Genomic DNA, 26,268 nt, shown 5'->3' on the forward strand with positions numbered 1-26,268 from the left:
GAATCGGGGTGCAGCGTACCAGGGTCCGCCGACGCCGTGCCCGGCTCACGGTCAGTGGAATCCCGCGTCGGCGTTCCGCAGCCACGGCTTGCCAAGTCCGAGAGCTTGTGCAGAGAATGGGCCGCGACCCCAACCCAGGCCGGCGTCGGCAAAGGCTCCAGCGCCCGCCCACCAACGATGGAGACATTGCCATGCCGCATGCCCGTACGTTTCGCACCCGCCTGATCCTGGCCGCGCTGTTCACGGCACTGGGCACGACCACCGCCGGCGCGGCCGACGGAGGCGCGACGCCCGACCAGGCCATCGCCATGGTCAAGAAGGGCGTGGCCTTCATCAAGGCCAACGGCAAGGACAAGGGCTATGCCGAGATCACCAGCAAGACCGGCCAGTTCCGCTACCAGGATCTCTACCTCGTGGTCTACGGACTGGACGGCACCGTTCATGCGCATGGCGCCAACGAGAAGCAGGTGGGCCGCAACCTGATCGAGCTGAAGGACATAGACGGCAAGGCCTTCGTCAAGGAACGCGTGGACATGGCCAAGGCCAAGCCCACGTTCTGGCAGGACTACAAGTTCACCAATCCCGAGAACAAGAAGATCGAGCCCAAGTCCATGTACTGCGAACGACTGGAAGAAACCGTGGTCTGCGGCGGCATCTACAAGTAAGCCGCGAGCCCCGATGAAGCTAGCCACCAAGCTCCTCCTGGCACCGGTGCTGACGGCCGTCGTGGCCCTGTCGGCGGGTCTGGTCAATGCCGTGCTGATAGGCCGCGAGGCGGGCCGGATGCAGACCCAGGCCGGCGTCGCCCAGGACCGCTACAAGACCCTGGCCTCGGTCCAGTTCCAGCTGGGGCAGGTCCATGTCGCCGCCTACCGGACCGTGGGCCTGGTGGCTTCGCTGGACGATGCGAAGGTCAAGTCCATACGCGGTGAGCTGGGCAACCAGCTGGCCGGCGTCAAGCGCACGCTGGAAGCCACGGTAGGCGCCGACGCCGATGCCGCGATGCGTGAAGCCATGGCGGCCTCGTCCAAGGCGCTGGACGCCTACGCCAAGGCCGCCGATGTGGCCATCGACCTGGCCACGGTCGATCCCAACACCGGCATCGCCGCCATGCAGCAGGCGGACGCCGCGCACGAGGCGCTGAAGACGGCCCTGGGCCGCGTCGTGGCCCACGACGAGCAGGCGGCCGAGTCCGTGGCCGATGCCTCGAGCCAGCGCAACCGCAACACCACGCTGTTCATGGCCCTGGTCGGCGTGATCGCGGCCGGTGCCGCCATCTGGCTGAGCTGGCGCATGCAGCGCCAGATCGTTGTCGACCTCAAGCGCGCCGGCAGCCTGGCCGATGCAGTGGCCGATGGCGACCTGACGGTGGACGCCCGCAGCGACAGGACCGACGAGGTCGGCGACCTGATCCGTTCGCTGCACAGCATGTGCACGCAGCTCAGCAGCTCGCTGCGCACGGTGCGTGAGTCTTCCAGCTCGATCCAGCAATCCAGCGCCGAGATCGCCTCCGGCAACCAGGACCTGAGCCAGCGCACCGAGCATGCGGCCTCCAACCTGCAGCAGACAGCCAACTCCATGGGTGAGCTGACCGGCACCGTGCAGCAAAGCGCCGACAGCGCCCGCACCGCCAACCAGCTGGCCGGCAGCGCGGCGCAAGTCGCTCAGCGCGGCGGCGAGGTGGTCGGCCAGGTGGTCTCGACCATGGAGGAGATCAACAGCAGCTCCAAGAAGATCGCCGACATCATCGGCGTCATCGACTCGATCGCCTTCCAGACCAACATCCTGGCGCTGAACGCCGCCGTCGAGGCGGCGCGTGCCGGCGAGCAGGGCCGCGGCTTTGCGGTCGTGGCTTCAGAGGTGCGCTCGCTGGCCCAGCGCTCGGCCGGTGCGGCCAAGGAGATCAAGTCGCTGATCGACACCAGCGTGGACAAGGTCGAGGCCGGCAGCCGCCTGGTCCAGGACGCCGGCTCCACGATGAACGAGATCGTGGCCAGCGTGCAGCGCGTGACCGACATCATTGCCGAGATCAGCGCCAGCACGGTGGAGCAGAGCCAGGGCATTGCCCAGGTCAACGAGGCGGTCAACCAGCTGGACCAGATGACGCAGCAGAACGCGGCCCTGGTCGAGGAAAGCGCCGCGGCCGCCGAGTCGCTGAAGGACCAGGCGGTCCGCCTGTCCGACGTGGTCGGCGGCTTCCGGCTGCGCTGAAGCCCGCACCAGCAGGGCGCCGCGGTGCGAGCTGCGGCGGCCGCCGCACCAGGGTCGTTGTATAACCGAGCCCAAATTGGTGCAGGAGCTTTGAATGACGCTGTCCGTCCGCAACAAGCTGTGGTTGCCCGTGGCCGCCCTTTTCGTGATCGTGCTGCTGATGACCGCCGGCTCGGCCATGCGCACCCAGGGCCTGGCCGAACATGCGCGCAGCATCCAGGCCCAGCAGCAGCAGAAATTCGAGCTGTCGCTGCGCTGGCGAGGCCAGACCGAGACCAATGCCACGCGGGCCGTGGCCGGCATACTGTCCAGCGACCCCAGCGTCAGCGCTACGTTCAAGCCCGAGATGGAAGCCACGACGGCCGCCATCTCGGAGATCCAGAAGAAGCTGGAAGAACTGGCGACCGAGCCCGATGAGAAGGCAGCCATGGCCCGCATTGCCGAAGCCCGCAAGGCCTACATCGAGGTCCGGGGCGAGGTCACCAAGCTCAAGGCTGGCGGTGACACGGCCGCGGCCTCGACCCTGCTCAAGGACCGCCTGATGCCGGCCCTGAAGAGCTACCTCGACGCCCAGCAGGACTTCGTCAAGCTCCAGCAGCAGCGCTCCGACGCATTGCGCGATGCCGCCACGGCCGAGCGCATGCGCACGGTCTGGCTGGTGGCCGTGGTGATGCTGGCCCTGGTCGCGATGATGGGCGTGGCCACGCATTTCCTGGCCCGTTCGGTGGTGGTGCCGCTGGAGCAGGCCGCGGCCCAGGCCCAGCGGATCGGCGAAGGCGACCTCAGCCAGGAGATCCGCGTGGAGCGCGCCGACGAGATCGGCCAGCTGCTGGGCGCGCTGTCCGGCATGCAGGACTCGCTGAATCGCATGGTCGGATCGGTGCGCCACAGCGCCGACAGCATCCAGACCGCCAGCGCCGAGATCGCCTCGGGCAACCTGGACCTGAGCCAGCGCACCGAGCAGACCGCCTCCAACCTGCAGAAGACCGCCAACTCCATGGGTGAGCTGACCGGCACCGTGCAGCAAAGCGCCGACAGCGCCCGCACCGCCAACCAGTTGGCCGGCAGTGCTGCGCAGGTGGCTCAGCGCGGCGGCGAGGTGGTCGGCCAGGTGGTCTCGACCATGGAAGAGATCAACAGCAGCTCCAAGAAGATCGCCGACATCATCGGCGTGATCGACTCGATCGCCTTCCAGACCAACATCCTGGCGCTGAACGCCGCCGTCGAGGCGGCGCGTGCCGGCGAACAGGGCCGCGGCTTTGCGGTCGTGGCTTCAGAGGTGCGCTCGCTGGCCCAGCGCTCGGCCGGTGCGGCCAAGGAGATCAAGTCGCTGATCGACACCAGCGTGGACAAGGTCGAGGCCGGCAGCCGCCTGGTCCAGGACGCCGGCTCCACGATGAACGAGATCGTGGCCAGCGTGCAGCGCGTGACCGACATCATTGCCGAGATCAGTGCCAGCACGGTGGAGCAGAGCCAGGGCATAGGTCATGTCAACGAGGCCATCAACCAGCTGGACCAGATGACGCAGCAGAACGCGGCCCTGGTCGAAGAGAGCGCCGCGGCCGCCGAGTCGCTGAAGGACCAGGCGGTCCGCCTGTCCGACGTGGTCAGCAGCTTCCGACTGCGCTGAGCTGAAGCCCCGGCAGCGTTTCGACCTGCCAGGCCTCGTTCACCACCGTGCCTATCACCAGGATGGCCGGGCTGGCGATGCGCTGCGACTTCAGCGTCGCCGGCAGGCTCTCCAAGGTGCAGATCGCCTGGCGCTGCTGCGCCGTGTGGGCGGCAGCGATGACCGCGGCCGGGGTGCGAGGGTCCAGGCCACCGGCGCGCAGCGAGGCCACCAGTTCCTCGGCCCGCGCCAGGCCCATGTAGATCACCAGGCTCAGGCCCGAGCGGGCCAGGGCCGCCCAGTCCGGCGCGTCCTCTCCGTCCTGCCTGTGGCCGGTGACGAAGGCCACGCCGGGCGCATGGCGACGATCGGTGACCGGGATGCCAATGCTGGCCGGCGCCGCGATGCCGGCAGTCAGTCCGGACACCACCTCGACCTCGATGCCGGCCTCGCGCAGCGCCGTCACCTCTTCGCCGCCACGGCCAAAGACAAAAGGATCGCCGCCCTTCAGGCGAACGACCCGTGCGCCGCTGCGAGCCTCGCGGATCATCAGTTCGTGGATGAAACGCTGCTCCGTCGAGATGCAGCCGCCGCGCTTGCCGACGCGCAGCACCCGGGTCTCCGGACGCAGCAAGGCCAGCACGCGCGCATCAACCAGATCGTCCGTCAGCACCACGTCGGCCTCCTGCAGGCGCTTGAGCGCGCGGACGGTCAGCAGCTCCGGATCGCCGGGACCGGCACCGACCAGGCTGACCGTGGGAATGCTTGCGTTCATGTCGTCACCTCCTCAGGCACTTGATCGACCAGCCGGCGCAGCGCCGGCAGACAGGAGCCGCATTGCGTACCGCAGCGCAGCTCGCCCTGCAGCTGCTTGAGCCGCTCCGCCGGTGCGCCACTGCAGGCGGCCAGCCTGGCCTTGATGCGGTCTTCGCGCACGTCGAAGCAGTTGCAGACCTGCGGACTGGCCGGGGCCAGGTCTTGCGCCGCACCGGCGGACTCCGGTGCCAGCAGGCGTCGGCCATGCGGGGCCACGGCACCGGCCTCCAGCCAGAGCTGGTGCAGCCAGCCGCCCTCGCCGCCCTCGCCCACGGTCAGCAGGCTGTCCAGCCGCTGGCCGGATTCGTCGAGACGCAGCAGGCGCAGACGGCCGCGGCGGCTGTCGGCATAGCGCAGTGCGCCGGCACGGTCCAGGCCCAGCACCGCCGCGAAGCGCTGCAGGAGCTCGGCCGGAATCGCCTCGCCATGGGCCGCCTCGAAGCGCCAGCCTTCCAGACCTTCCGGCCCCGCGATCGGCAGGCAATGCGCATAGTCCAGCTCGCTCATCAGCGCCCGCAAGCCATGGCCGGCCGGGCCCCATGCCGAGGCCGACAGGCGCCAGGGCAGGTTCAGGCGCTCGACCGAGACCGCGGCGAACTTCAGCTCTGGCTGGCGCGAATCGGGGCAGAAGGCGCCCTGGGTCACCGCGTTGATGCCGCGCAGCGCCTGGCCCTGCGCGCCGCGGCCCGAGACGAACTCCTCGCCCCAGTGCATGGCCACATAGGCCTGCTGCGCGGCGATGGCATCGTCGGCGGCGAGCATCAGGTTCAGCTCGCCGCGCCGCGAGCGCAGGCGTACAAAGTCGCCGTCGGCCAGGCCACGACGCCCCATGTCGGCGGGATTCATGCGCAGCAGCGGACGCGACTCATGGGCGAACAAGCGGCCCAGCAAACCGGTCCGGCTCATGCCATGCCACTGGTCGCGCAGCCGGCCGGTGCTGAGCGCGAAGGGATAGGCCGCGTCGACGACATCGAGCGCCGGCCGGTAGGGCCGCACGACGAAGCGGGCGCGGCCATCGGCGGTGGCGAAGCGGCCGTCCTCGTAGAGCCGGCTCTTGCCCTCGGTAGCGCCCTCCGGGAAGGGCCATTGCTGCGGCCCCTTCTCGTCGAGCAGGCGGTAGCTGAGGCCGGTGATGTCGAGGTCGCGGCCGCGCGTGGCCTCGCGGTGCTCCAGCCACAGCTGCTCGGCCCGCTCGGCACCGAAGAGGCTGGGCAGGCCGGGCCGCAGCAGTTGTTCCAGCTCGCGGGCCACATCGCGGACGATGCGCCAGTCCGCCCTCGCCTCGCCCGGCGCCGGCACGGCGACGCGCACGCGGCTGATGCGGCGCTCGCTGTTGGTGACCGTGCCCTCCTTCTCGCCCCAGCTCGCCGCCGGCAGCAGCACGTCGGCATAGGCGGCCGTGGCGGTATCGGCAAAGGCCTCCTGCAGGACGACCAGTTCGCAGCGTTCCAGCGCGCGGCGCACCAGGTCCTGATCGGGCAGGGACTGGGCCGGGTTGGTGCAGGCTATCCACAGGACCTTGATCTCGCCCCGCGCCGCCGCCTCGAACAGCTCGACCGCGGTCTTGCCCGGCGTCTCGGGAAGGCCTTCAACGCCCCAGATCCGCGCCACCTCGGCCCGGTGCTGCGGCTTGGCCGGGTCGCGGTGGCCGGGCAGCAGGCTGGCCATGCCGCCGGTCTCGCGGCCGCCCATGGCATTGGGCTGGCCGGTCAGCGAGAACGGCCCGGCGCCGGCCCGGCCGATCTGGCCGGTGGCCAGGTGCAGATTGATCAGGGCCGTGTTCTTGGCCGTGCCGCTGGTGCTCTGGTTCAGGCCCATGCAGTACAGCGACAGCGCAGAAGGCGACTTGGCGATCCAGCGCGCCGCCTGCAGCAGGTCGGCCTCGGCGATGCCGCAGATGCGCGCCGCCTCGCGCGGCGTCATGTCGCGCACCTCGTCCTTCAGCGCCGCGAAGCCCTCGGTATGGGCGGCGATGAAGTCCTGGTCCAGCCAGCCTTCCCAGATGCAGGCATGCAGCAGGCCCTGGAACAGGGCCACGTCGCTGCCGGGCCGGATCTGCAGATGCAGGTCGGCGAACTCGGCGGTCTCGGTGCGGCGCGGGTCGGCCACGATGATCTTCATCGCCGGCCTCGCCTCGCGCGCCGCCTCGATGCGGCGGAACAGCACCGGATGGGCCCAGGCCGTGTTGCTGCCGGCGATGAACAGGCAGTCGGTCTGCTCGACATCCTCGTAGCTGCACGGCGGCGCATCGGCGCCGAGCGTCTGCTTGTAGCCGACCACGGCCGAGCTCATGCACAGCCGCGAGTTGGAGTCGATGTTGTTGGTGCCGACCAGGGCCCGCGCCAGCTTGTTGAACGCGTGGTAGTCCTCGGTCAGCAGCTGGCCCGAGACATAGAAGGCGATCGCATCCGGTCCGTGGTGCAGGCGCACCGAGGCCAGCTTGTCGGCGATGCGGACATTGACCTCGTCCCAGCCCAGCGGCTCGGCCTTGGCACCGCGCGCGGCGCGCCAGGCCGGCTGCAACAGGCGGCGCTGCAGCGTCAGGGGCGCGGCCGTCAGGTGCAGGGTCGAGCCCTTGGTGCAGAGCCGGCCGAAGTTGGCCGGATGCCCGGGATCGCCGCGCACGCCGGTGATCTGCGCCCCCTCGCTCTCGATGATCACGCCACAGCCGACACCGCAGTAGGGACAGGTCGAGCGTGTCTCGGTCATCGCAGCCTCAGCAATGGGCGCGAGTGCAGGGGCCGGCCTTGACCGGCTCCAGCTCGGTGGCGATGGTGTCCAGCTCCTGCTGGTCCAGCTGCACCTGACCGGCCTCGATACGGACCGCGAACTTCGGCGTACTGCCCTCATCGGGCTCACGGGCGCAGCCGGTGTCCAGGCCTATGGTCCAGTTGTGCAGCGGACAGGCCACGGCCTTGCCGAACACGATGCCCTGGCTCAGCGGGCCGGCCTTGTGCGGGCAACGGTCCAGCAGCGCAAACACCTGGTCGTCCGCCGTGCGGAACAGCGCCACCTGCGGACCCTTGGCGCGCTGCACGCGGCGCGAGCCCAGCGGCGGGATGTCCTCGACCGCGCAGATCGTCTTCCAATCACTCATGTCAGCACCTCGAACTGGCGAAGATCCACCTTGGCCTTGTCGAACTCGAACCAGGGATCGGGCTCGCCGTCCAGCGCGAACTGCAGCTCGGCCCAGAGCTTCTTGCGGCCCTCGTGGTCATCGAGGATGCGGGCCTTCACATGGTCCAGGCCCACGCGCGACACGTAGTGGACTGTGCGCTCCAGATACCAGCCTTCCTTGCGGTACAGCTGCATGAAGGCGCCGGTGTACTCCAGCACCTCCTCGGCCGTCTTCAGCTTGGTGAAGAAATGCGCCACCTCGGTCTTGATGCCGCCGTTGCCGGCGACGTACATCTCCCAGCCCGAGTCCACGCCGATGATGCCCACGTCCTTGATGCCGGCCTCGGCGCAGTTGCGCGGGCAGCCCGACACGGCGAACTTGACCTTGTGCGGCGCATACATGCGCCACATGGCCCGCTCCAGGTCCTTGCCCATCTGCGTCGAATCCTGCGTGCCCATGCGGCACCATTCGGATCCCACGCAGGTCTTGACCGTGCGCAGCGCCTTCGCATACGCATGGCCCGAGGGCATGCCTATGTCCTTCCAGACATTGACCAGGTCTTCCTTCTTCACCCCCAGCAAGTCGATGCGCTGGCCGCCGGTGACCTTGACCGTGGGGATCTTGTACTTGTCGACCGCATTGGCGATGCGCCGCAGCTCATCGGCCGTGGTCTCGCCGCCCCACATGCGCGGTATCACCGAGTAGGTCCCGTCTTTCTGAATGTTCGCGTGGCTGCGCTCGTTGATGAAGCGGGCCTGCGGATCGTCCTGAGCTTCCTTGGGCCAGCTGGAGATCAGGTAGTAGTTCAGCGCTGGCCGGCAGCTGGAGCAGCCGTTGGGCGTCTTCCAGGCCAGCTTCTCGTAGGCCGAGGCCAGGCTGGTGATGTGCTCCTTGAAGATGGCGTCGCGCACGTCCTGGTGGCTCAGGTCGGTGCAGCCGCACATCGCCTTCTTTTTGGGCGTGGCCGAGTAGTCGCCGCCGGCCGTGAACATCAGGAGCTGCTCCACCAGGCCGGTGCAGGAGCCGCAGCTGGCGCTGGCCTTGGTGTGCTTGCGCACCTCTTCCAGCGTGAACAGGCCCTTGTCCTTGATCGCCTTGCAGATGCTGCCCTTGCTGACGCCGTTGCAGCCGCAGACCTCATCGGTGTCAGCCATCGCGGCAGCCTTGTTGTGGCCCTGGTGGCCCACGTCGCCGATGTTGGATTCGCCGAACATCAGCTTGTCGCGGATGTCGGCGATCTTGCGGCCCTCGCGCAAGAGCTTGAAGTACCAGCTGCCGTCCACCGTGTCGCCGTACAGGCAGGCGCCAACCAGCTTGTCGTCCTTGATCACCAGTTTCTTGTAGACCCCGCCGAAGGGGTCGCTCATCACGATCTCCTCCGTGCCCTCGCCGCCCATGAAGTCGCCGGCCGAGAACAGGTCGATGCCGGTGACCTTGAGCTTGGTCGAGGTCTGCGAGCCCTGGTAGCGGCCTATGCCGAACTCGGCCAGGTGCGTGGCGCAAACCTTGCCCTGCTCGAACAGCGGCGCCACCAGGCCATAGGCGATGCCGCGATGCGCAGCGCATTCGCCCACCGCGTAGATGCGCGGGTCGGTGACCGTTTGCAGCGTGTCGCTGACGACGATGCCGCGGTTGACCAGCAGGCCGGCGCTTTCGGCCAGCTGGGTGTTGGGGCGGATACCGGCGGCCATCACCACCAGGTCGGCCGGAATCTCCTGGCCGTCCTTGAACTGCAACGCCATGACGCGGCCGTCCTTGTCGGGGATCAGGGCCTGGGTCTGGGCGCCCAGCATGAACTTCAGGCCGCGGTCCTGCAGCGACTGGCGCAGGAGCCCGCCGGCCTGGTCGTCCAGCTGGCGCTCCATCAGCCAGGGCGCGATATGGACCACGGTCACCTGCATGCCGCGCAGCATCAGGCCGTTGGCCGCTTCCAGTCCGAGCAGGCCGCCACCGATGACAACCGCATGCCGGTACCTGGTCGCCGCCTCGATCATGGTGTTGGTGTCGGCGATGTCGCGGTAGGCGATCACCCCGTCCAGCTCCTTGCCGGGCACGGGCAGGATGAAGGGGCTGGAGCCGGTGGCGATCAGCAGCCGGTCGTAGTCGGCCTCGGTGCCGTCTTCGGCAATCACGCGCCGCTTGACCCGGTCGATCTGCGTGACCTTCTTGCCCAGGTGAAGCGTGATGCCGTTGTCCGCATACCAGTCCAGCGGGTTGAGGATGATCTCGTCCAGCGTCTGCTCGCCGGCCAGCACCGGGCTCAAGAGGATGCGGTTGTAGTTGGGATGCGGCTCGGCGCCGAAGACCGTGATGTCGTAGAGCTCGGGTGCGATCTTCAGCAGCTCTTCCAGCGTGCGCACGCCGGCCATGCCGTTGCCCACCATCACCAGCTTCTGCTTTCTGGATTTCATCAGCATGGCAGGGCCTCCACATGGGCATGACGGGTGTAGAGGAAGTCGATCACCGCCTTGCGGGCATGGACGTAGACCGGGTCCTCGGCCAGGGCCACGCGGTCGCGCGGCCGCGGCAGGTCGACGCTGAGGATCTCGCCTATGGTGGCGGCCGGGCCGTTGGTCATCATCACGATGCGGTCCGACAGCAGCACGGCTTCGTCCACGTCGTGCGTCACCATCACCACCGTGCTGTGCGTGCGGGCGACGATCTTCAAGAGCTCGTCCTGCAGCTTGGCGCGAGTCAGCGCATCGAGTGCGCCGAAGGGCTCGTCCATCAGCAAGACCTTGGGCTCCATGGCCAGCGCGCGGGCGATGCCTATGCGCTGCTTCATGCCGCCCGAAATTTCCTGCGGCTTCTTGGCGGCCGCATGTCCCATGCCGACCAGCTCCAGCGCCTCTTGGGTGCGCTGTTTCAGCTGGGTTCTTGTCTCCTCGGCACCGAAAACTCTCTCCACCGCCAGGTACACGTTCTCGAAGCACGTGAGCCAGGGCAGCAGCGAATGGTTCTGGAACACGACGGCCCGCTCCGGGCCGGGCTCCGCAATCTCGCGGCCGTCGCAGATCAGGCCGCCGCTCGTGGGCCTCAGGAGGCCGGCGATCAGGTTCAGGAGCGTGGACTTGCCACAGCCCGAATGGCCGATCAGGGTGATGAACTCGCCGCGCTGCACCTCGAGGTTGATCTCGCGCAGCGCATGGAACCGGCCCTTGCGGCTCGTGAACACCATCTCGGCGTCCTGCACCAGCACGAAGGGTTTGCTGCCATTGTTCGTCGTGCTCATGGTCTTTAGTCCTCGCTGAAGCTGAAGCGCTTGGCCACGAGCATCAGCAGCTGCTCCAGGGCCAGGCCGACGATGCCGATCACGAAGATGGCGATGATGATGTGCTGAACGTTGAGATTGTTCCACTCGTCCCAGACCCAGAAGCCGATGCCGACGCCGCCTGTCAGCATCTCGGCCGCCACGATCACCAGCCAGGCCGTGCCCACCGACAGGCGCACGCCGGTCAGCAGATAGGGCAGGACGGCCGGGAACAGGATGCGCGTGATCACCTTCCATTCGCTGAGCTTGAGCACGCGGGCCACGTTCAGGTAGTCCTGCGGCACACGCTGCACGCCCACCGCGGTGTTCACGACCATGGGCCAGATCGAGCAGATGAAGATGGTCCAGATCGCCGCCGGGTTGGCGCTCTTGAACACCAGCAGGCCGATCGGCAGCCAGGCCAGCGGCGACACCGGCTTCAGGAGGCTGATCAGCGGAGAGACCATGCGGCTCGCGAACTCGAAGCGGCCGATGATGAAGCCCAGCGGGATGCCCACCAGGGCCGCCAGGCCGAAGCCCAGGCCCACGCGCTGCAGCGAGTTGAGGATGTTCCAGCCTATGCCCTGGTCGTTCGGTCCCTTGCTGTAGAACGGGTCGGCAAACAGCTTGACGGCGGCATCGAAGGTTTGAACGGGCGTGGGAAAGCTGCCGCCCTTTTGCGTCAGCAGACCCCAGACGCCCACCAGCAAGGCCAGGCCGAGGATGGGTGGCAGGACGCGCATCCAGAAGGCGCGCCAGTCGATCGGCGTGCGCGGCTTCTTCGGAAGCGCGGGCGCTGCCGTGGCGGCCACGCGGGGCTTGGCGGCAGGCGCCACCGGCTCGTCGACGACGCTCACTTCGCGCGGTGAATGAAAGACTGCGGAGACCATGCTGAACTCCTCAGGCCTTGACCTTGAACGAATCGGCGTACTTGGCCGGATCCTTGCCGTCCCACACCACGCCATCTATCAGCTTGCTGGAGCGCATCGCGTCCTTGGGCACGCTGACCTTGAGCTGCGCAGCCGCCTGCCTGTAGAGATCGACCTGGTTGATCTGCTTGGCCACGCCCAGGTAGTCCGGGTGCTCCTTGATCAGGCCCCAGCGCTTGTGCTGGGTCAGGAACCACATGCCGTCCGACAGGTAGGGGAAGTTCACCGCGCCGTCGGCGAAGAACTTCATGTGGTTGGGGTCGTCCCAGGTCTTGCCCAGGCCGTTCTGGTAGCGGCCCAGGATGCGCTGGTTGATCGCGTCGGCGCTGGTGTTGACGTAGGACTTGTCGGCGATGGTGTCGGCCATCTTCAGCTTGTTCTGCAGGCCGGCATCGATCCAGCGGCTGGCCTCCATCACGGCCATGATCACGGCCCGCGCGGTGTTGGGGTACTTCTTGGCGAACTCGCCGGTCGTGCCCAGCACCTTCTCGGGATGGTCCTTCCAGATGTCCTGCGTGGTCACCGCCGTGATGCCTATGCCGTCCATGATGGCGCGGTGGCCCCAGGGCTCGCCGACGCAGTAGCCGTCCATGTTGCCGACGCGCATGTTCGCCACCATCTGCGGCGGCGGCACGGTGATGACCTTGGCGTCCTTCATGGGGTTGAGCCCGAAGCTGGCCAGCCAGTAGTACAGCCACATCGCATGGGTGCCGGTCGGGAAGGTCTGGGCGAAGGTGTATTCGCGCTTCTCCGCGCCCATCAGCTTGGCCAGCGAACCGCCGTCCACCGCGCCCTTGTCGGCCAGCTTCTTGGACAGCGTGATCGCCTGACCGTTGTTGTTCAGGGTCATCAGCACGGCCATGTCCTTCTTGGGACCGGCGATGCCAAGGTGCACGCCGTAGATCAGGCCGTAGAGCACATGGGCCATGTCCAGCTCGCCGTTGACCAGCTTGTCGCGCACGCCGGCCCAGGAAGCTTCCTTGGTCGGGATGATCTTGATGCCGTACTTCTTGTCGAAACCCAGCACCGAAGCCATCACCACCGAGGCGCAGTCGGTCAGCGGAATGAAACCGATGCGTACCTCCTCCTTCTCGGGCTTGTCCGAACCGGCGGCCCAGGCCCCGGGCATCGCCAGACTTCCCAAGGCAGCGCCGGCCGCGCCGGCCAGCAAAGTGCGGCGTTCCTCGCTCATCAGACCCTCCTTGCGGTGCGTGGGCTTCGCAGTCGTTTGATTCATGGCAGCAATCTCCAAGCAGAAAAGGACAAAGGCGTCGCGACCGCAGACAAGCCATTCAGCCTGTCTCCATCGGTCGGACGCCTTTGTCCTTGTTCGATTCCAGAGAGGCCCACGCCGTTGTGGGCCCGTCACTTTCAGTTCAGCAGAAAGCGTGCCAGCGGTTTTCGGGGAGGTTTGGCGGGGTTGGAACGGTTTGGCGCACCGTTCGCCGGCAAGGCCGCGCCAGTTTGGTGCACCGCAGCATCAATCAGGACGGACGCAGCAGCTGGTGGGCCTCGATCACGCGCTCGGCCACGGCGGCCAGCGGCTCGCCGCGGTCCATGGCCAGCTTGCGCAGGCGCTTGTAGGCTGCGTCCTCGTCCAGGCCCTGCTCGCTCATCAGGATGCCCTTGGCCTTTTCCACGCTCTTGCGGCCGGCCAGCTGGGCCTGGGCGCGGCCCAGTTCCTGGCGCAGCGCCAGGTCCTGCTCGAAGCGGGCAATCGCCACCTGCAGCACCGGCGCCAGGCGCTCCGCGCGCAGGCCGTCCACCACATAGGCACTGACCCCGGCGCGCAGCGCGCGGCGCATGGTCTCGCCGTCACCGTCCTCGGAGAACATCACCACCGGCCGCGGCAGCGTCTCGGAGACCGTGGCCAGCATCTCCACCGTGTCGCGGGTCGGCGATTCGCTGTCGACGATGACCACGTCGGGCTTCAGCCGCTGCACGCAGTCGTGGATCAGGGTGGCCTGCTCGACCACGCCCAGCACCTCGCAGCCCAGGCGGGTCAGCTCGTCGCGTATCAGCGCAATGCGGTGCGCCCCGTCGTCTATCAGCAGGACACGGAGGCTGGACGGCGGGAATTCGGGGGCATGGGACATCTTGGCCGGGGCGGCGCAAGAACTGTGCCCAGCAGCCCTTGCGCCTCAGGGCGCGACGATGGCAATCAGCTCGATCTCGAAGTTCAGCGGCGTGTTCGGCGGGATGAAGCCGCCGCCGGCGCCCTTCTCGCCATAGGCCAGGGCCGCCGGGCAATGCAGCTTGGCCTTGCCGCCGACCTTCATCAACTGCACACCCTCGGTCCAGCACTTGATCACGCGGTTGAGCGGCAGGTCCATGGGCTGGCCGCGGGCCACCGAGCTGTCGAACTCGCGGCCGTCCAGGAAGCGGCCGACGTAGTGGACCTTGACCTTGTCCGTCGCCTTGGGGCTTTCGCCGGTGCCGGCGACGATCTCCTGGTAGACCAGGCCCGAGGCCGTGGTGACCGGCTCGGCCGCCTGGGCCGAAGCGAACGCAAGAAAGGACAGACTGGCGAGGAGTAGCTGGCGCATGGACAGGGCCTGGTGGGTTTGCTTGGGTCCCGCATCATCGCACCGCCGCCCCATGAAAAAGGCCCGCCGAAGCGGGCCTGCGGACCAGGGGATGCGCCGCGCTACTTCAGCAGCAGGTGCGGCAGCCACAGCGAGATCTGCGGCACATAGGTCACCACGCCCAGGAAGACCAGCATGGTCAGCAGCCAGGGCCAGACGGCCACGGTCAGCTCCGAAATGCCCATCTTGGTGATGCCCGAGGCCACGTAGAGGTTCAGGCCCACCGGCGGATGGCACATGCCCACCTCCATGTTCACCACGATCAGGATGCCGAAGTGCACCGGGTCAATGCCCAGCTTCATCGCCACCGGGAACAGGATGGGCGCCAGGATCAGCACGATGGAGCTGGGCTCCATCACATTGCCGGCCAGCAGCAGCAGGATGTTGCAGACCAGCAGGAAGGCGATGGGCCCGAAGCCCTGGCCTATCATCCAGTCGGCCATGGCCTGCGGAATGTTCTCGCTGGTCATCAGGAAGCTGAACAGCACCGCATTGGTGATGATGTACAGCAGCATCGCGCTCATGCTGGCCGAGTCCAGCAGCACCTTGGGCAGGCGCTTCAGCGACATGTCCTTGTAGACGAAGGTGGCGATGATGAAGGCGTAGACCGCCGACATGGCCGCCGCTTCCGTCGGCGTGAAGACGCCGGTGTAGATGCCGCCCATCACGATGACGATCAGCAAGAGGCCCCAGACGCTTTCGCGGAAGGCGGTCCAGCGCTCGGCCCAGCTGGCCTTGGGCATGCGCGGGTAGTTGTTCTTGCGGGCGATGAACCAGGTGGTGAAGCCCAGGCAGATGGCCAGCAGGATGCCCGGCACGACGCCGGCGATGAACAGCGAGCCGACCGAGGTATTGGTCGAGACCGAGTACATCACCATCACGATGGACGGCGGGATCAGGATGCCCAGCGAGCCCGAGGTGGTCAGGATGCCGGCGCCGAAGCGGTTGGGGAAGCCCTGCTTGACCATGGCCGGCAGGATCACCGAGCCGATGGCGACCACGGTGGCCGGCGAGGAGCCCGACACCGCCGCGAACAGCGCACAGGCCATCACGCCGGCCAGGCCCAGGCCGCCGTTCCAGTGCCCGATCATCGAGGTAGCGAAGCGGATCATCCGCCGCGCCACGCCGCCATGGGTCAGGAAGTTGCCGGCCAGGATGAAGAAGGGGATCGCCATGATCTCGAACTTCTCTATGCCGGTGAACAGCTTGAGGGCGACCGACTGTATGGGCACGTCTGTCATGGTGAAGAGGAAGGTCAGGACCGTCAGGCCCAGCGAGATGCTGATCGGCATGCCGGTCAGCATCAGGACGATCAGCAGCACGAAGATGATGGTGGCATTCATGGTTCGTGCTCCCTCAGGCCTTGGCCGGCGTGGCTTCGTCGTCGTCCAGGCCCTCGACGTGGCCGTGGTCATGGTGGGGCAGCTCGCCGGTCTTCATGAAGCCCCAGGCCACCTGCAGGAAGCGGAAGCTCATCAGCGAGGAGCCCAGCGGCACGCAGAGGTAGACCCACCACATCGGCACCTCCAGGTCGGCCGAGGTCTGCTCGGTCTGCGACATGTGCCAGACGAAGTTGGCGCCCATGGCCGCCACCGTGCCGGTGAACAGCGCGCCAGCCAGCAGGCCGACCAGAACCAGGCCCTTGTGAGCCGGCCCCTTGAGCTTGCGCAATATCACGTCCACGCCCACGTGGATGCCGGTGCGCACGCCGTAGGCGGCGCCGAACTTGGCCATCCAGACGAACATGAAGATGCACAGCTCCTGCGCCCAGCTCATGTTGAGCTGGACCGTGTAGTCCTGGATGTAGGGCACGCCGGACAGGTAGCGGTGCACCACGGCGGCGAAGATCACCAGCGTGGCGCCCCCGATCAGGAAGGCGATCAGCCATTCCTCGAGGTGGTTGAGGATGCGGTTGAGCATGCCAGAGCTCCGGTTGAAGTAGCAGGTTCTAGCCAAGAGACGGCCGCCCCTTGAGGGGGCGTTGCCCGGACACGGACAGTCCTGAGGACTGTTCGTGCCTGGCAACGGCCAAGGCCTCCGGCCTTGGCCGGCGCAGCCGGTACGGGGGTGGGCTTATTTCGGGACGACGAAGCCGGCGGCCTTGTAGGTGTCGACGATCATCTGCTTGCCGACGCGCGACTCCATGTCCTTGTGCACCGGCACCAGGGCCTTCTTCCACTCGTTGATCTCGACCGCGGTGGGCGTGTAGATCGTGGTCTTGCCGGCGGCCTTGATCTTGTCCAGCGCGGTCGCGTTCTCGGTGGCGGCGATGGCGTTGGCATAGGTCGTGGCATCACGCATCGCGCCCTCGAGCTGGCTGCGCAGCTCGGCCGGCAGGCCGTCCCAGAACTTCTTGTTGACCACCACGGCATAGGCCAGGTGACCATGGCCGGACAGGGTCATGTTCTTCTGCACCTCGAAGACCTTCTGGGTGTAGATGTTGGAGGGCGTGCTCTCGGTGCCGTCCACCACGCCGGTCTGCAGGGCCTGGTAGAGCTCGCTGAAGGCCATGACCTGCGGAATCGCGCCCAGGGCCCGCATCTGGGCGTCCAGCACCTTGCTGGACTGGATGCGCATCTTCATGCCCTTGAAGTCGGCCACGCTCTTCAGCGGCTTGTTGGCCGTCATGTGGGTGGCGCCGTTGTCCCAGTAGGCCAGGCCGGTGATGCCCTTGCTCTCCAGCTTCTTGAACAGACCGGCACCGACCGGCCCGTCGGTCACGGCGCGGAAGGCCTCGGTGTCCTTGAAGATGAAGGGCAGGTCGAAGACCTCGTACTCCTTGACGCCCAGCGGGCCGAACTTGGACAGCGAGGGCGCCAGCATCTGCACCGAGCCCAGCTGCAGGGCCTCCAGCTCTTCCTTGTCCTTGTAGAGCTGGCTGTTCGGGTAGACCTCGATCTTGACCCGGCCGCCGGTGCGCTGCTCGGCCAGCTCCTTGAAGCGCAGCGCGCCCTTGCCCTTGGGCGTGTCAGGGGCCACCACATGGCTGAACTTGATCACGATGGGCGCCTGGGCCTGGGCACCGATGCTGGCGAATCCCAGCAGGGCGACGGCGGCGAGGGCCAGGGAACGGCGGGCAAAGGAATGAGCCATGGTCTTGTCTCCTTGTTGCGCGGCCGCTGTGAAGGTTGGGCCACTCTGGCGGCGATTGTGCGAAGCCGGCCGCGGTGGCGGTAGTTGTGGACATCCACATTTGCGGGTCCGCCGCCTGCCCGGCCCGGGACGGGGCCCGTAGACTTTCCGCCATGCAGGCCCGGCCCCATCCCGACGATGCCCACCCCCGCCGCGGCGGCTGGCGGCCGCTGCTGTGGACGCTGCCGCTGCTGCTTTCGCTGGTCTTCGTGGCCGGCGTGCTCGCCTGGGTGCGGGCCAATGAGCTGGCCGAGCGCGAGCTGGAACGCCAGACCCTGATCACCGACGCGCTCTCGACCGAGGCCCAGCTGCGCAACCGCATCGCCGAGGAATCCGCGTTGCTGCGCCGCCTGGCCGCCGGCCTGGCGGGCCAGCCGGCCGGTGCCGAGGCGCTGGCGGCCCGGCCCGAGGTCAATGCCGGCCTGCGCCGGCTCTGGCTGACGGTCACCTGGCTGGACACCCGCAACCGCCAGATCGCCCAGCTGCCGCCGCAGGGCAGCCCGGCCGGCGATGGTCTGACCCTGCACCTGGTCGAGCCGGTCGGTCCCGAGGGCCGCGACGGCAAGCTGGTGGTCCGCTACGACCCCTCGCTGCTGCTCAAGAACGGCGTGCCGTGGTGGCTGTCGCGCAAGTACGAGGTGCAGATGATCGACAGCGCCGACCTCCTGATCGCCAGCACCAGCGAAAGCCGCAATGCCGTGGCGAGCGGCCCCAGCTACCGGGTCTCGCTGACCGGCCCGCTGCGCACCGGCCCGCTGGCCGAGGCCGCGCTCAGCGATGCCGCCCTGGTGCTGACGCTGCGTGAGGCCCAGCCCACGGCGCTGAAGCCGCTGGCCCTGGTGCTGATCGCCGGCTTCCTGCCGCTGTCCATCGTGGCGAGCTGGCTGCTGCGCCGCCAGATGCGCCAGGTGATGAAGGCCGAGGCCGCCTGGCGCACCGAGGCCGCCTGGCGCCAGGCGATGGAGGACTCGGCCCTGGTGGGCCTGCGGGCCCGCGATGCCGAGGGCGTGCTTCTGTATGTCAATCGCACTTTCTGCGAGCTGGTCGGCTGGCCGGCCGAGCAGCTGCTGGGCCTCAAGCCGCCCATGCCCTACTGGCCACCCGATGCCATCGACGAAGTCACGCAGCGCAACCGCCGCACGCTGGCCGGCGAGGCGCCGCGCGAAGGCTATGAAGCGCGCTGGCGCCACCGCGACGGCCATGCCATCGAGGTGCTGGTGTTCGAGTCGCCGCTGGTCGATGCCGCCGGCCGGCAGATCGGCTGGATGGGCTCCATCCTCGACATCACCGAACGCAAGCGCCTGGAAGAACGCGAACGCCGCCAGGTCGAGACCCTGGCCCACAACGCGCGCCTGACCATGCTTGGCGAGGTGGCCTCCACCCTGGCCCATGAGCTGAACCAGCCCCTGACCGCGATCTCCAGCTACAACGCCGGCGTGCTCAATTCGCTGGAGCGCCAGGGTGGCACCGACCCCGTGGTGCTCGGCGCCTTGCAGCGCCTGGGCCAGCAGGCCGCCCAGGCCGGCCGCGTGGTGCAGCGCATCCGCGAATTCCTGACCCGGCGCGAACCGCAGCGCGAGCCCTGCGAGCTGGGCGGCGTGATCGCCGATGCCGTCGCCTTGCTCGGCAAGGAGCTGGCGCGCTCGCGCATCCAGCTGAGCCTGCAGCTGGCGCCCGATCTGCCCGAGGTGGTGGCCGATGCGGTGCTGGTGGAACAGGTGGTGATCAACCTGGTCCGCAATGCCGCCGACGCGTTGGCCGGCCATCCGGAGCCGCGCCGCATCGAGGTCGCTGCGCGCGTGGCCGGCGAGCGCTTCGTCCGCATCGACGTGAGCGACAACGGCCCCGGCCTGCAGGGCCTGACGGCCGAGCAGCTGTGCGCGCCCTTCTATTCGACCAAGCGCGAAGGCATGGGCATGGGCCTGGCGATCTGCCGCTCCATCGTCGAGGCCCACCAGGGCCTGCTGGATGCCGGCGAGGCCAGCGGCGGCGGCGCGCGCTTCTCGTTCAGTCTGCCGCTGGCCACCGAAGACAGCCAGGAGGAGGCGCTGCAGGATGTCTGATGTCTGGCTGGTCGACGACGACCCGAACGTGCGCGATGCGCTGGCCTTTCTGCTGGGCTCGCGCGGCCTGCAGGTGCGGCCCTATGAGAGCGGCGCAGCGGTGCTGGCGGCGCTCGATGCCTTGCAGCGGCCGCCGCGTGGCGTCTTCCTGCTCGACGTGCGCATGGAAGGCATGAACGGCATGCGCCTGCATGACGAGCTGCTGGCGCGCTCGATCAGCAACCCGGTGCTGTTCCTGACCGGCCATGGCGACATTCCCATGGTGGTCGATGCGCTGAAGAAGGGCGCCTTCGATTTCCTCGAGAAGCCCTACAGCGACAACGCGCTGGCCGACCGCATTGCCCAGGCGCTGGCGGTCGATGCCGCGACCCAGGCCGACAACGCGGTGTCGGCCGAGCGTGAGGCCCGGCTGGCCAGCCTGACCGAACGCGAGCGCGAGGTGATGCAGCGCGTGGCGGCCGGCAAGCTCAACAAGGTGATCGCCGACGAGCTGCATGTCTCGGTGCGCACGGTCGAGGTCCATCGCGCGCGGGTGTTCGCCAAGCTAGGCGTGCGCTCGGCCGCCGAGGTGGCGACGCTGCTGGCCCAGGCCTAGCCGGCGTCCTTCAGGAAGCGCGGGGCACGGTAGTGCCGGCTCGCCTGCTCGTAGGCATGGGCCAGGCCCAGCAGCTTCGCCTCCTGCCAGGCCAGCGTACCGAGCGACAAGCCCACCGGCATGCCCGACACCTGGCCCATGGGCACGGTGATGTGGGGATAGCCGGCCACGGCAAACGGCCCGGTGAGCGTGGAGCCGCCGCCGTAGTCGCCCAGCAGATGGTCGATGCGGCAGGCCGGATCGCCGGTCGGCGAGACCACGGCATCCAGCCGGTGCTCGGCGAACAGCGCATCCAGGCCCTCGGTGCGCGCATAGCGCTGGTTGGTCGCCAGCGCCTCGCGGTACTCGGCGCTCTGCAGGTCGCCCTTGGACTGGGCCGTGAGGAACAGCTCCTGGGCGAAATACGGCATGGCCCGGTCGGCATGCTGCTGGTTCCAGGCGATCAGCTCGGCCAGGTCCCTGAACGGTGCGTCGGGCTGGAATTCGGCCAGGTAGCGCGGCAGGCCGTCCTTGAATTCATGGTGCAGGCAGATGCCCTCGGTCTCCAGGTACTTGGCCCGGTTGGGAATCTGCAGGCCCTCGACCAGCTCGGCGCCCTGCTCGCGCAGCACCTGGAGCGCAGCCTCGAACAGCACGCCCACCTGCGGCAGCGGTGGGCGGGCATTGCGCACCACGCCGATGCGGGCGCCCTTCAGTGCATCGGTCCGCAGCGCGGCCCGGTAGTCGGGTAGCTCAGGGGCGGCGGCCGTCGCGGCATCGCGCGCATCGCGGCCCGCCAAGGCCTGCAGCAGCAGGGCCGCATCGGCCACCGAACGGGCCATGGGGCCTGGCGTGTCCTGCGAGGCGGCGATGGGAATCACGCCATCGCGGCTGACCAGGCCCAAGGTGGGCTTGAGGCCGACGATGCCGCAACGGTTGGCCGGCGAGACGATGGAGCCGTCGGTCTCGGTGCCCACGGCGAAGACGCACAAGCCGGCGGCCACGGCCGCGCCGGAGCCCGAGCTGGAGCCGCTGGGGCTGCGGGTCAGGGCATGCGGATTGAGGGTCTGGCCGCCGCGGCTGCTCCAGCCGCTGCTGGAGCGGGTCGAGCGGAAGTTCGCCCATTCGCTGAGGTTGGTCTTGCCCAGGATCACGGCCCCGGCCTCGCGCAGCCGCTGGACCAGGTAGGCATCGCGCCGGGCCTTGAGGCCGGCCAGCGCCAGCGAACCGGCGCTGGTGCACATCTTGTCGCCGGTGGCGATGTTGTCCTTCAGCAGCACCGGCAGGCCGTGCAGCGGGCCGCGCAAGCGACCCTTGCGGCGCTCGGCATCGAGCTGCCGGGCCTGGGCCAAGGCCTCGGGGTTCAGCTCGATCACCGAAGCCAGGCGCGGGCCGCGCCTGTCGATCTCCTGGATGCGGCGCAGGAATTGGCGGGTCAGCTTCTCGGCGCTGGTCTTGCCGGCCTGCATCTGCGCCAGCAGGGTGGCTGCATCGGCGAGATCGGCGCCGGCGACACTGGCAACCGGAGCAGCCACCGCGCCGCCAGCAGCGACCAAGGGCAGCGAGCCAGCCAGAAAGCCGCGGCGGTTCAGGGCATTCGACATGGGAACCTTTCGACCGCCGGAAGCGGCAGCCCACCATCATCAGCCAGCCTCGGCCCCCGCCTGGCTGAGGACAAACCCAGCCGGTCCCACCCCAGGGGCGCCTGGCGCCCAGGGGCCGACACGAGCTGACGTTTACGTAAACGTCAACCAAACCTAGAATCGCCGCTCCTTTGCTGCTAGAACCAGGACGCCGCCCCGCGCGCGCCCACCGGAGACGCCCATGACCGACCTGTCCGCCGAATACAAGGCGCTCGCCGAGTACCGCCCCACGAACAAGGTCCGTTTCGTGACCGCCGCCAGCCTGTTCGACGGCCATGACGCGGCCATCAACATCATGCGGCGCATCCTGCAGAGCATGGGCGCCGAGGTGATCCACCTGGGCCACAACCGCTCGGTCGACGAGGTGGTGACCGCCGCACTGCAGGAAGATGCGCAAGGCATCGCGATCTCGTCCTACCAGGGTGGCCACGTCGAATACTTCAAGTACATGGTCGAGCTCCTGAAGGCGCGCGGCGGCGACAAGATCCAGGTCTTCGGCGGCGGCGGCGGCGTGATCGTGCCGGCCGAGATCCGCGACCTCGCGGACCACGGCGTGCGCATCTTCAGCCCCGAGGACGGCCAGCGCATGGGCCTGGCCGGCATGATCGGCGAGATGGTGATGAAGTCCGACCAGGACTTCACGGCCGATGCGCCCAAGGCGCTGGCAGCCATCCAGGGCCACGGCGAAGCCGCCTGGCGCGCCCTGGCCCAATTGATTACCGCCTTGGAAAACGGCAAGGCCGATGCCGGCGTCGTGTCGGCTCTGCAGACCGCCGCCAAGGATCTCAAGACCCCGGTGCTCGGCATCACCGGCACCGGCGGCGCCGGCAAGTCCAGCCTGACCGACGAGCTGATACGCCGGCTGCGCCTGGACCAGGACGACGCGCTGCGCGTCGCCGTCATCTCCATCGACCCCTCGCGCCGCAAGAGCGGTGGCGCCTTGCTGGGTGACCGCATCCGCATGAACGCGATATCGCCCTGGAGCCAGGGTGCCCGCGTCTACATGCGCTCGCTGGCGACCCGGGATTTCGGGTCCGAAATTTCCGCCGCCCTGCCCGACGTGATCGCCGCCGCCAAGGTGGCCGGCTTCGACCTGGTCATCGTCGAGACCTCGGGCATTGGCCAAGGCGATGCCGCCATCGTCCCGCATGTGGACGTGCCCATGTACGTGATGACGCCCGAGTTCGGCGCCGCCAGCCAGCTCGAGAAGATCGACATGCTGGACTTCGCCGAGTTCGTGGCGATCAACAAGTTCGACCGCAAGGGCGCAGCCGATGCGCTGCGCGATGTGGCCAAGCAGGTCCAGCGCAACAAGGAAGCCTGGACCCAGAAGCCGGACCAGATGCCGGTCTTCGGCACCATGGCCAGCCGCTTCAACGACGACGGCGTCACCGCCCTGTACCAGGCCCTGAAGCCGCGCCTGGCCGCGCTGGGCCTGAAGCTGGCCGAAGGCCGCCTGCCCATCGCCGCCACGCGCCACAGCACCCACCAGACCCCCATCGTGCCGCCGGCCCGCGTGCGCTACCTGGCCGAGATCTCGGACTCGGTGCGCTCGTACAAGAAGCGCGCCCGCGGCCAGGCCCAGCTGGCGCGCGAGATCCAGCAGCTCAACGCCGGCGCCCGCATGCTGCTCGAGGACAACCCGGACAAGCACAACGCCCGCAATGCCCTGATAGCGCTGGCCGACCAGCGCGCCAGTCGCCTCGACGCCGATGCGCGCCAGCTGCTGAACCAGTGGCCCGACATGCAGAAGGCCTATGCCGGCGACGAGTACGTGGTGAAGATCCGCGACAAGGAGATCCGCACCGCCCTGGTCTCGACCAGCCTCTCGGGCACCAAGATCAAGAAGGTGGTGCTGCCCGGCTATGAGGACAACGGCGAGCTGCTGAAGTGGCTGATGCTGGAGAACGTGCCCGGCTCCTTCCCGTTCACGGCCGGCGTGTTCGCCTTCAAGCGCGAGGGCGAGGACCCGACCCGCATGTTTGCCGGCGAAGGCGATGCCTTCCGCACCAACCGCCGCTTCAAGCTCGTGTCCGAAGGCATGCCAGCCAAGCGGCTGTCCACAGCCTTCGACTCGGTCACGCTGTACGGCGCCGACCCGGCACCGCGGCCCGACATCTACGGCAAGGTCGGCAACTCCGGCGTCAGCATCGCGACGCTGGACGACATGAAGGTGCTGTACGACGGCTTCGACCTCTGCAACCCGACGACCTCGGTGTCGATGACGATCAACGGTCCGGCGCCGACCATCCTGGCCATGTTCATGAACACGGCCATAGACCAGAACCTGGCCAGGTTCCGCGCCGACAACCAGCGCGAACCCACCGCCGACGAAGCCGCCAAGATCAAGGACTGGGTGCTGGCCAATGTGCGCGGCACGGTACAGGCCGACATCCTGAAGGAAGACCAGGGCCAGAACACCTGCATCTTCTCGACCGAGTTCAGCCTCAAGGTGATGGGCGACATCGCCGAGTTCTTCGTGCACCACAACGTGCGCAACTTCTACTCGGTGTCGATCAGCGGCTATCACATCGCCGAGGCCGGCGCGAACCCGATCTCGCAGCTGGCGCTGACGCTTTCGAATGGCTTCACCTTTGTCGAGGCCTATCTGGCCCGCGGCATGCACATCGACGACTTCGCGCCCAATCTGTCGTTCTTCTTCAGCAACGGCATGGACCCGGAGTACACGGTGCTAGGCCGCGTGGCACGCCGCATCTGGGCGGTGGCGATGCGCGACCGCTATGGCGCCAACGAGCGCAGCCAGAAGCTGAAGTACCACATCCAGACCTCGGGCCGCTCGCTGCATGCGCAGGAGATCGCCTTCAACGACATCCGCACCACGCTGCAGGCGCTGATCGCGATCTACGACAACTGCAACTCGCTGCACACCAACGCCTACGACGAGGCGATCACCACGCCGACCGAAGAGTCGGTGCGCCGCGCGATGGCGATCCAGCTGATCATCAACCGCGAGTGGGGCCTGGCCAAGAACGAGAACCCCTCGCAGGGCGCCTTCATCATCGAGGAGCTGACCGAGCTGGTCGAAGAAATGGTGCTGGCCGAGTTCGAGAAGATCGCCGAGCGTGGCGGCGTGCTGGGCGCTATGGAGACCGGCTACCAGCGCAGCAAGATCCAGGAAGAGTCGCTGCACTACGAGATGCTCAAGCACACCGGCGAGTACCCCATCATCGGCGTCAACACCTTCCGCAACCCGCATGGCGAGCCGGTGCCCGAGCACATCGAGCTGGCCCGCTCGACCGAGGAAGAAAAGCAGAGCCAGCTGAACCGCCTGGCCGAGTTCCATGAACGCCATGCCGGCGCCAGCGGCGCCATGCTCAAGCGCCTGCAGCAGGCCGTCATCGCCAACCAGAATGTGTTCGACGTGCTGATGGACGCGGTGCGCGTCTGCTCGCTGGGCCAGATCACCTCGGCGCTGTTCGAGGTGGGCGGGCAGTACCGGCGCAGCATGTGATCCGCCTGCACCGCCCCGGGCCTCGCTGTGAAGTCCGGGGCGGTCAGCGCTCAGTCGATTCGCCGGCTCACGTCACCCGGGAGCTCAGGCGCGCTTGCGACGCAGCCCCAGCACGGTCAGGCCAAGGGCGGCCAGCGCCAGGCTGCCAGGTTCCGGCACGCCCTGCTGGTCGGCCGCTTCGACATTCAGGATGTCGAAGGCCCAGTAGTGGCCGCGGCCGTCGAACGGCGTGCTGAGGAAATTGGGGTTGTTGTCGTAGCGGAAGCCATCCGACAGGTTGGCTCCGGCCGTGAAGTTGTCGTACTGCATGACGGACACCGTGTACTGGCCGGCGGCCAGCTGCAGCTCGAAGCAGGTGTCGAACGGGAGGCCGTTGTGCGGCGTCACGGCGCTCGCACCACAGGCACCCGTCGTGTTGCTGATGGCGTCGTCGTTCTGACCGATGCGTACACCTGTGGCATCGAAAACCGCCAGGATGGGGTCGAAGCCGCCGGCCGCGACCGCACGGCCGTTGGCCTGGGTGCCACCGCCATAGCTGTAGCTGATCAGCCGAACGACCGAGCTGCCGTTGGCCGCGAAGTTGAACAGCTGCACATCGTTGTTGTTCTCGAAGTTGCCCTCGAAAGAGAAATTCACAGGCGAGGCCTGCGCGGAGACGGCTGCAAATCCCAGGGACAACAGCAGGCCCAGCCGCGCCAGGCGGTTCTTGATGGTCATGGAGACACCCTCTTTGGTCGATCGAATCGTTGTAGTGACATCGCCGCCGGACGCTGATCCGACGGGATGCGGGTTTTCCATGAGCAAGGACCGGGCCAGATTTCAAAAGTCCCGCCGGGCCAAGGACTTGGCCCGGCGGACTCGGCGCC

General features: G+C 67.9%; 20 protein-coding genes. 6 read left to right on the forward strand and 14 right to left on the reverse strand.

What is annotated here, in order from left to right; all coding sequences use genetic code 11:
• The first annotated feature begins 191 nt into the window (after positions 1-191).
• The 3 genes from QT382_RS17680 to QT382_RS17690 all read left to right on the forward strand — a co-directional run bounded on the left by QT382_RS17680 (position 192) and on the right by QT382_RS17690 (position 3,841).
• The gene (locus QT382_RS17680) at positions 192-665 is read left to right on the forward strand and encodes a cache domain-containing protein (RefSeq protein WP_289255401.1); all 474 of its coding nucleotides are present in this window, start codon (positions 192-194) and stop codon (positions 663-665) included.
• A gap of 13 nt (positions 666-678) precedes the next feature.
• Positions 679-2,211 (forward strand): methyl-accepting chemotaxis protein, encoded by a 1,533-nt coding sequence (locus QT382_RS17685; protein WP_289255402.1) that lies wholly within the window; start codon positions 679-681, stop codon positions 2,209-2,211.
• A gap of 94 nt (positions 2,212-2,305) precedes the next feature.
• Positions 2,306-3,841, forward strand: a complete 1,536-nt coding sequence (locus tag QT382_RS17690; RefSeq protein ID WP_289255403.1) for a methyl-accepting chemotaxis protein — start codon at positions 2,306-2,308, stop codon at positions 3,839-3,841.
• On the opposite strand, the gene cobA is transcribed toward QT382_RS17690, so the two are convergent.
• The 12 genes from cobA to QT382_RS17750 all read right to left on the reverse strand — a co-directional run bounded on the left by cobA (position 3,819) and on the right by QT382_RS17750 (position 17,611).
• Entirely contained in the window at positions 3,819-4,595 is a 777-nt protein-coding gene (gene cobA / locus QT382_RS17695; RefSeq protein WP_289255404.1) for a uroporphyrinogen-III C-methyltransferase, read from the reverse strand. The two genes, QT382_RS17690 and cobA, sit on opposite strands and share 23 nt — an antisense overlap.
• Positions 4,592-7,345 (reverse strand): nitrate reductase, encoded by a 2,754-nt coding sequence (locus QT382_RS17700; RefSeq protein ID WP_289255405.1) that lies wholly within the window; start codon positions 7,343-7,345, stop codon positions 4,592-4,594. The genes cobA and QT382_RS17700 overlap by 4 nt, the downstream gene beginning before the upstream one ends.
• A 7-nt stretch (positions 7,346-7,352) precedes the next feature.
• A complete protein-coding gene (gene nirD / locus QT382_RS17705) occupies positions 7,353-7,733 on the reverse strand; it encodes a nitrite reductase small subunit NirD (protein WP_289255406.1) in 381 nt (126 codons plus the stop codon).
• Positions 7,730-10,171: a nitrite reductase large subunit NirB gene (nirB, locus tag QT382_RS17710; protein WP_289255407.1), complete on the reverse strand. Its 2,442-nt coding sequence runs from the start codon at positions 10,169-10,171 to the stop codon at positions 7,730-7,732. Before nirB ends, nirD begins: the two co-directional genes overlap by 4 nt.
• Positions 10,165-10,932, reverse strand: coding sequence for an ABC transporter ATP-binding protein (locus tag QT382_RS17715; protein WP_502929920.1), 768 nt, complete (start codon positions 10,930-10,932; stop codon positions 10,165-10,167). The genes nirB and QT382_RS17715 overlap by 7 nt, the downstream gene beginning before the upstream one ends.
• Positions 10,933-10,991: 59 nt before the next feature.
• Positions 10,992-11,894, reverse strand: coding sequence for a nitrate ABC transporter permease (ntrB, locus tag QT382_RS17720; RefSeq protein ID WP_289255409.1), 903 nt, complete (start codon positions 11,892-11,894; stop codon positions 10,992-10,994).
• A 10-nt stretch (positions 11,895-11,904) separates the two neighbouring features.
• Positions 11,905-13,125: a CmpA/NrtA family ABC transporter substrate-binding protein gene (locus tag QT382_RS17725; protein WP_289255410.1), complete on the reverse strand. Its 1,221-nt coding sequence runs from the start codon at positions 13,123-13,125 to the stop codon at positions 11,905-11,907.
• A gap of 292 nt (positions 13,126-13,417) precedes the next feature.
• Complete coding sequence (locus QT382_RS17730) at positions 13,418-14,029, reverse strand: ANTAR domain-containing response regulator (protein WP_289255411.1); 612 nt, start codon at positions 14,027-14,029, stop codon at positions 13,418-13,420.
• A gap of 45 nt (positions 14,030-14,074) precedes the next feature.
• The gene (locus QT382_RS17735; RefSeq protein WP_289255412.1) at positions 14,075-14,479 is read right to left on the reverse strand and encodes an FKBP-type peptidyl-prolyl cis-trans isomerase; all 405 of its coding nucleotides are present in this window, start codon (positions 14,477-14,479) and stop codon (positions 14,075-14,077) included.
• A gap of 101 nt (positions 14,480-14,580) precedes the next feature.
• A complete protein-coding gene (locus QT382_RS17740) occupies positions 14,581-15,861 on the reverse strand; it encodes a TRAP transporter large permease (RefSeq protein WP_289255413.1) in 1,281 nt (426 codons plus the stop codon).
• A gap of 13 nt (positions 15,862-15,874) precedes the next feature.
• Entirely contained in the window at positions 15,875-16,438 is a 564-nt protein-coding gene (locus QT382_RS17745; RefSeq protein WP_289255414.1) for a TRAP transporter small permease, read from the reverse strand.
• A gap of 153 nt (positions 16,439-16,591) precedes the next feature.
• Positions 16,592-17,611 carry a TRAP transporter substrate-binding protein gene (locus QT382_RS17750; protein WP_289255415.1) on the reverse strand — a complete coding sequence of 340 codons (1,020 nt, stop codon included), beginning with the start codon at positions 17,609-17,611 and terminating at the stop codon, positions 16,592-16,594.
• A 152-nt stretch (positions 17,612-17,763) separates the two neighbouring features.
• On the opposite strand from QT382_RS17750, the gene QT382_RS17755 reads away from it, so the two are divergent.
• Both QT382_RS17755 and QT382_RS17760 read left to right on the forward strand, forming a co-directional pair.
• Positions 17,764-19,713, forward strand: a complete 1,950-nt coding sequence (locus QT382_RS17755) for a sensor histidine kinase (protein WP_289255416.1) — start codon at positions 17,764-17,766, stop codon at positions 19,711-19,713.
• Complete coding sequence (locus QT382_RS17760) at positions 19,706-20,308, forward strand: response regulator transcription factor (RefSeq protein WP_289255417.1); 603 nt, start codon at positions 19,706-19,708, stop codon at positions 20,306-20,308. Before QT382_RS17755 ends, QT382_RS17760 begins: the two co-directional genes overlap by 8 nt.
• Here the strand turns inward: QT382_RS17760 and QT382_RS17765 are convergent.
• Positions 20,305-21,879 (reverse strand): amidase, encoded by a 1,575-nt coding sequence (locus tag QT382_RS17765; RefSeq protein WP_289255494.1) that lies wholly within the window; start codon positions 21,877-21,879, stop codon positions 20,305-20,307. The two genes, QT382_RS17760 and QT382_RS17765, sit on opposite strands and share 4 nt — an antisense overlap.
• A 232-nt stretch (positions 21,880-22,111) precedes the next feature.
• Here QT382_RS17765 and icmF point away from each other — a divergent pair, with 232 nt between their 5' ends.
• Positions 22,112-25,402, forward strand: a complete 3,291-nt coding sequence (gene icmF, locus QT382_RS17770) for a fused isobutyryl-CoA mutase/GTPase IcmF (protein WP_289255418.1) — start codon at positions 22,112-22,114, stop codon at positions 25,400-25,402.
• Between the two features lie 84 nt (positions 25,403-25,486).
• On the opposite strand, the gene QT382_RS17775 is transcribed toward icmF, so the two are convergent.
• Positions 25,487-26,119 carry a DVUA0089 family protein gene (locus QT382_RS17775; RefSeq protein ID WP_289255419.1) on the reverse strand — a complete coding sequence of 211 codons (633 nt, stop codon included), beginning with the start codon at positions 26,117-26,119 and terminating at the stop codon, positions 25,487-25,489.
• Between the last annotated feature and the right edge of the window lie 149 nt (positions 26,120-26,268).

This window comes from Pelomonas sp. SE-A7 (assembly GCF_030345705.1).
In the GTDB taxonomy this organism is placed as follows: domain Bacteria; phylum Pseudomonadota; class Gammaproteobacteria; order Burkholderiales; family Burkholderiaceae_C; genus JAUASW01.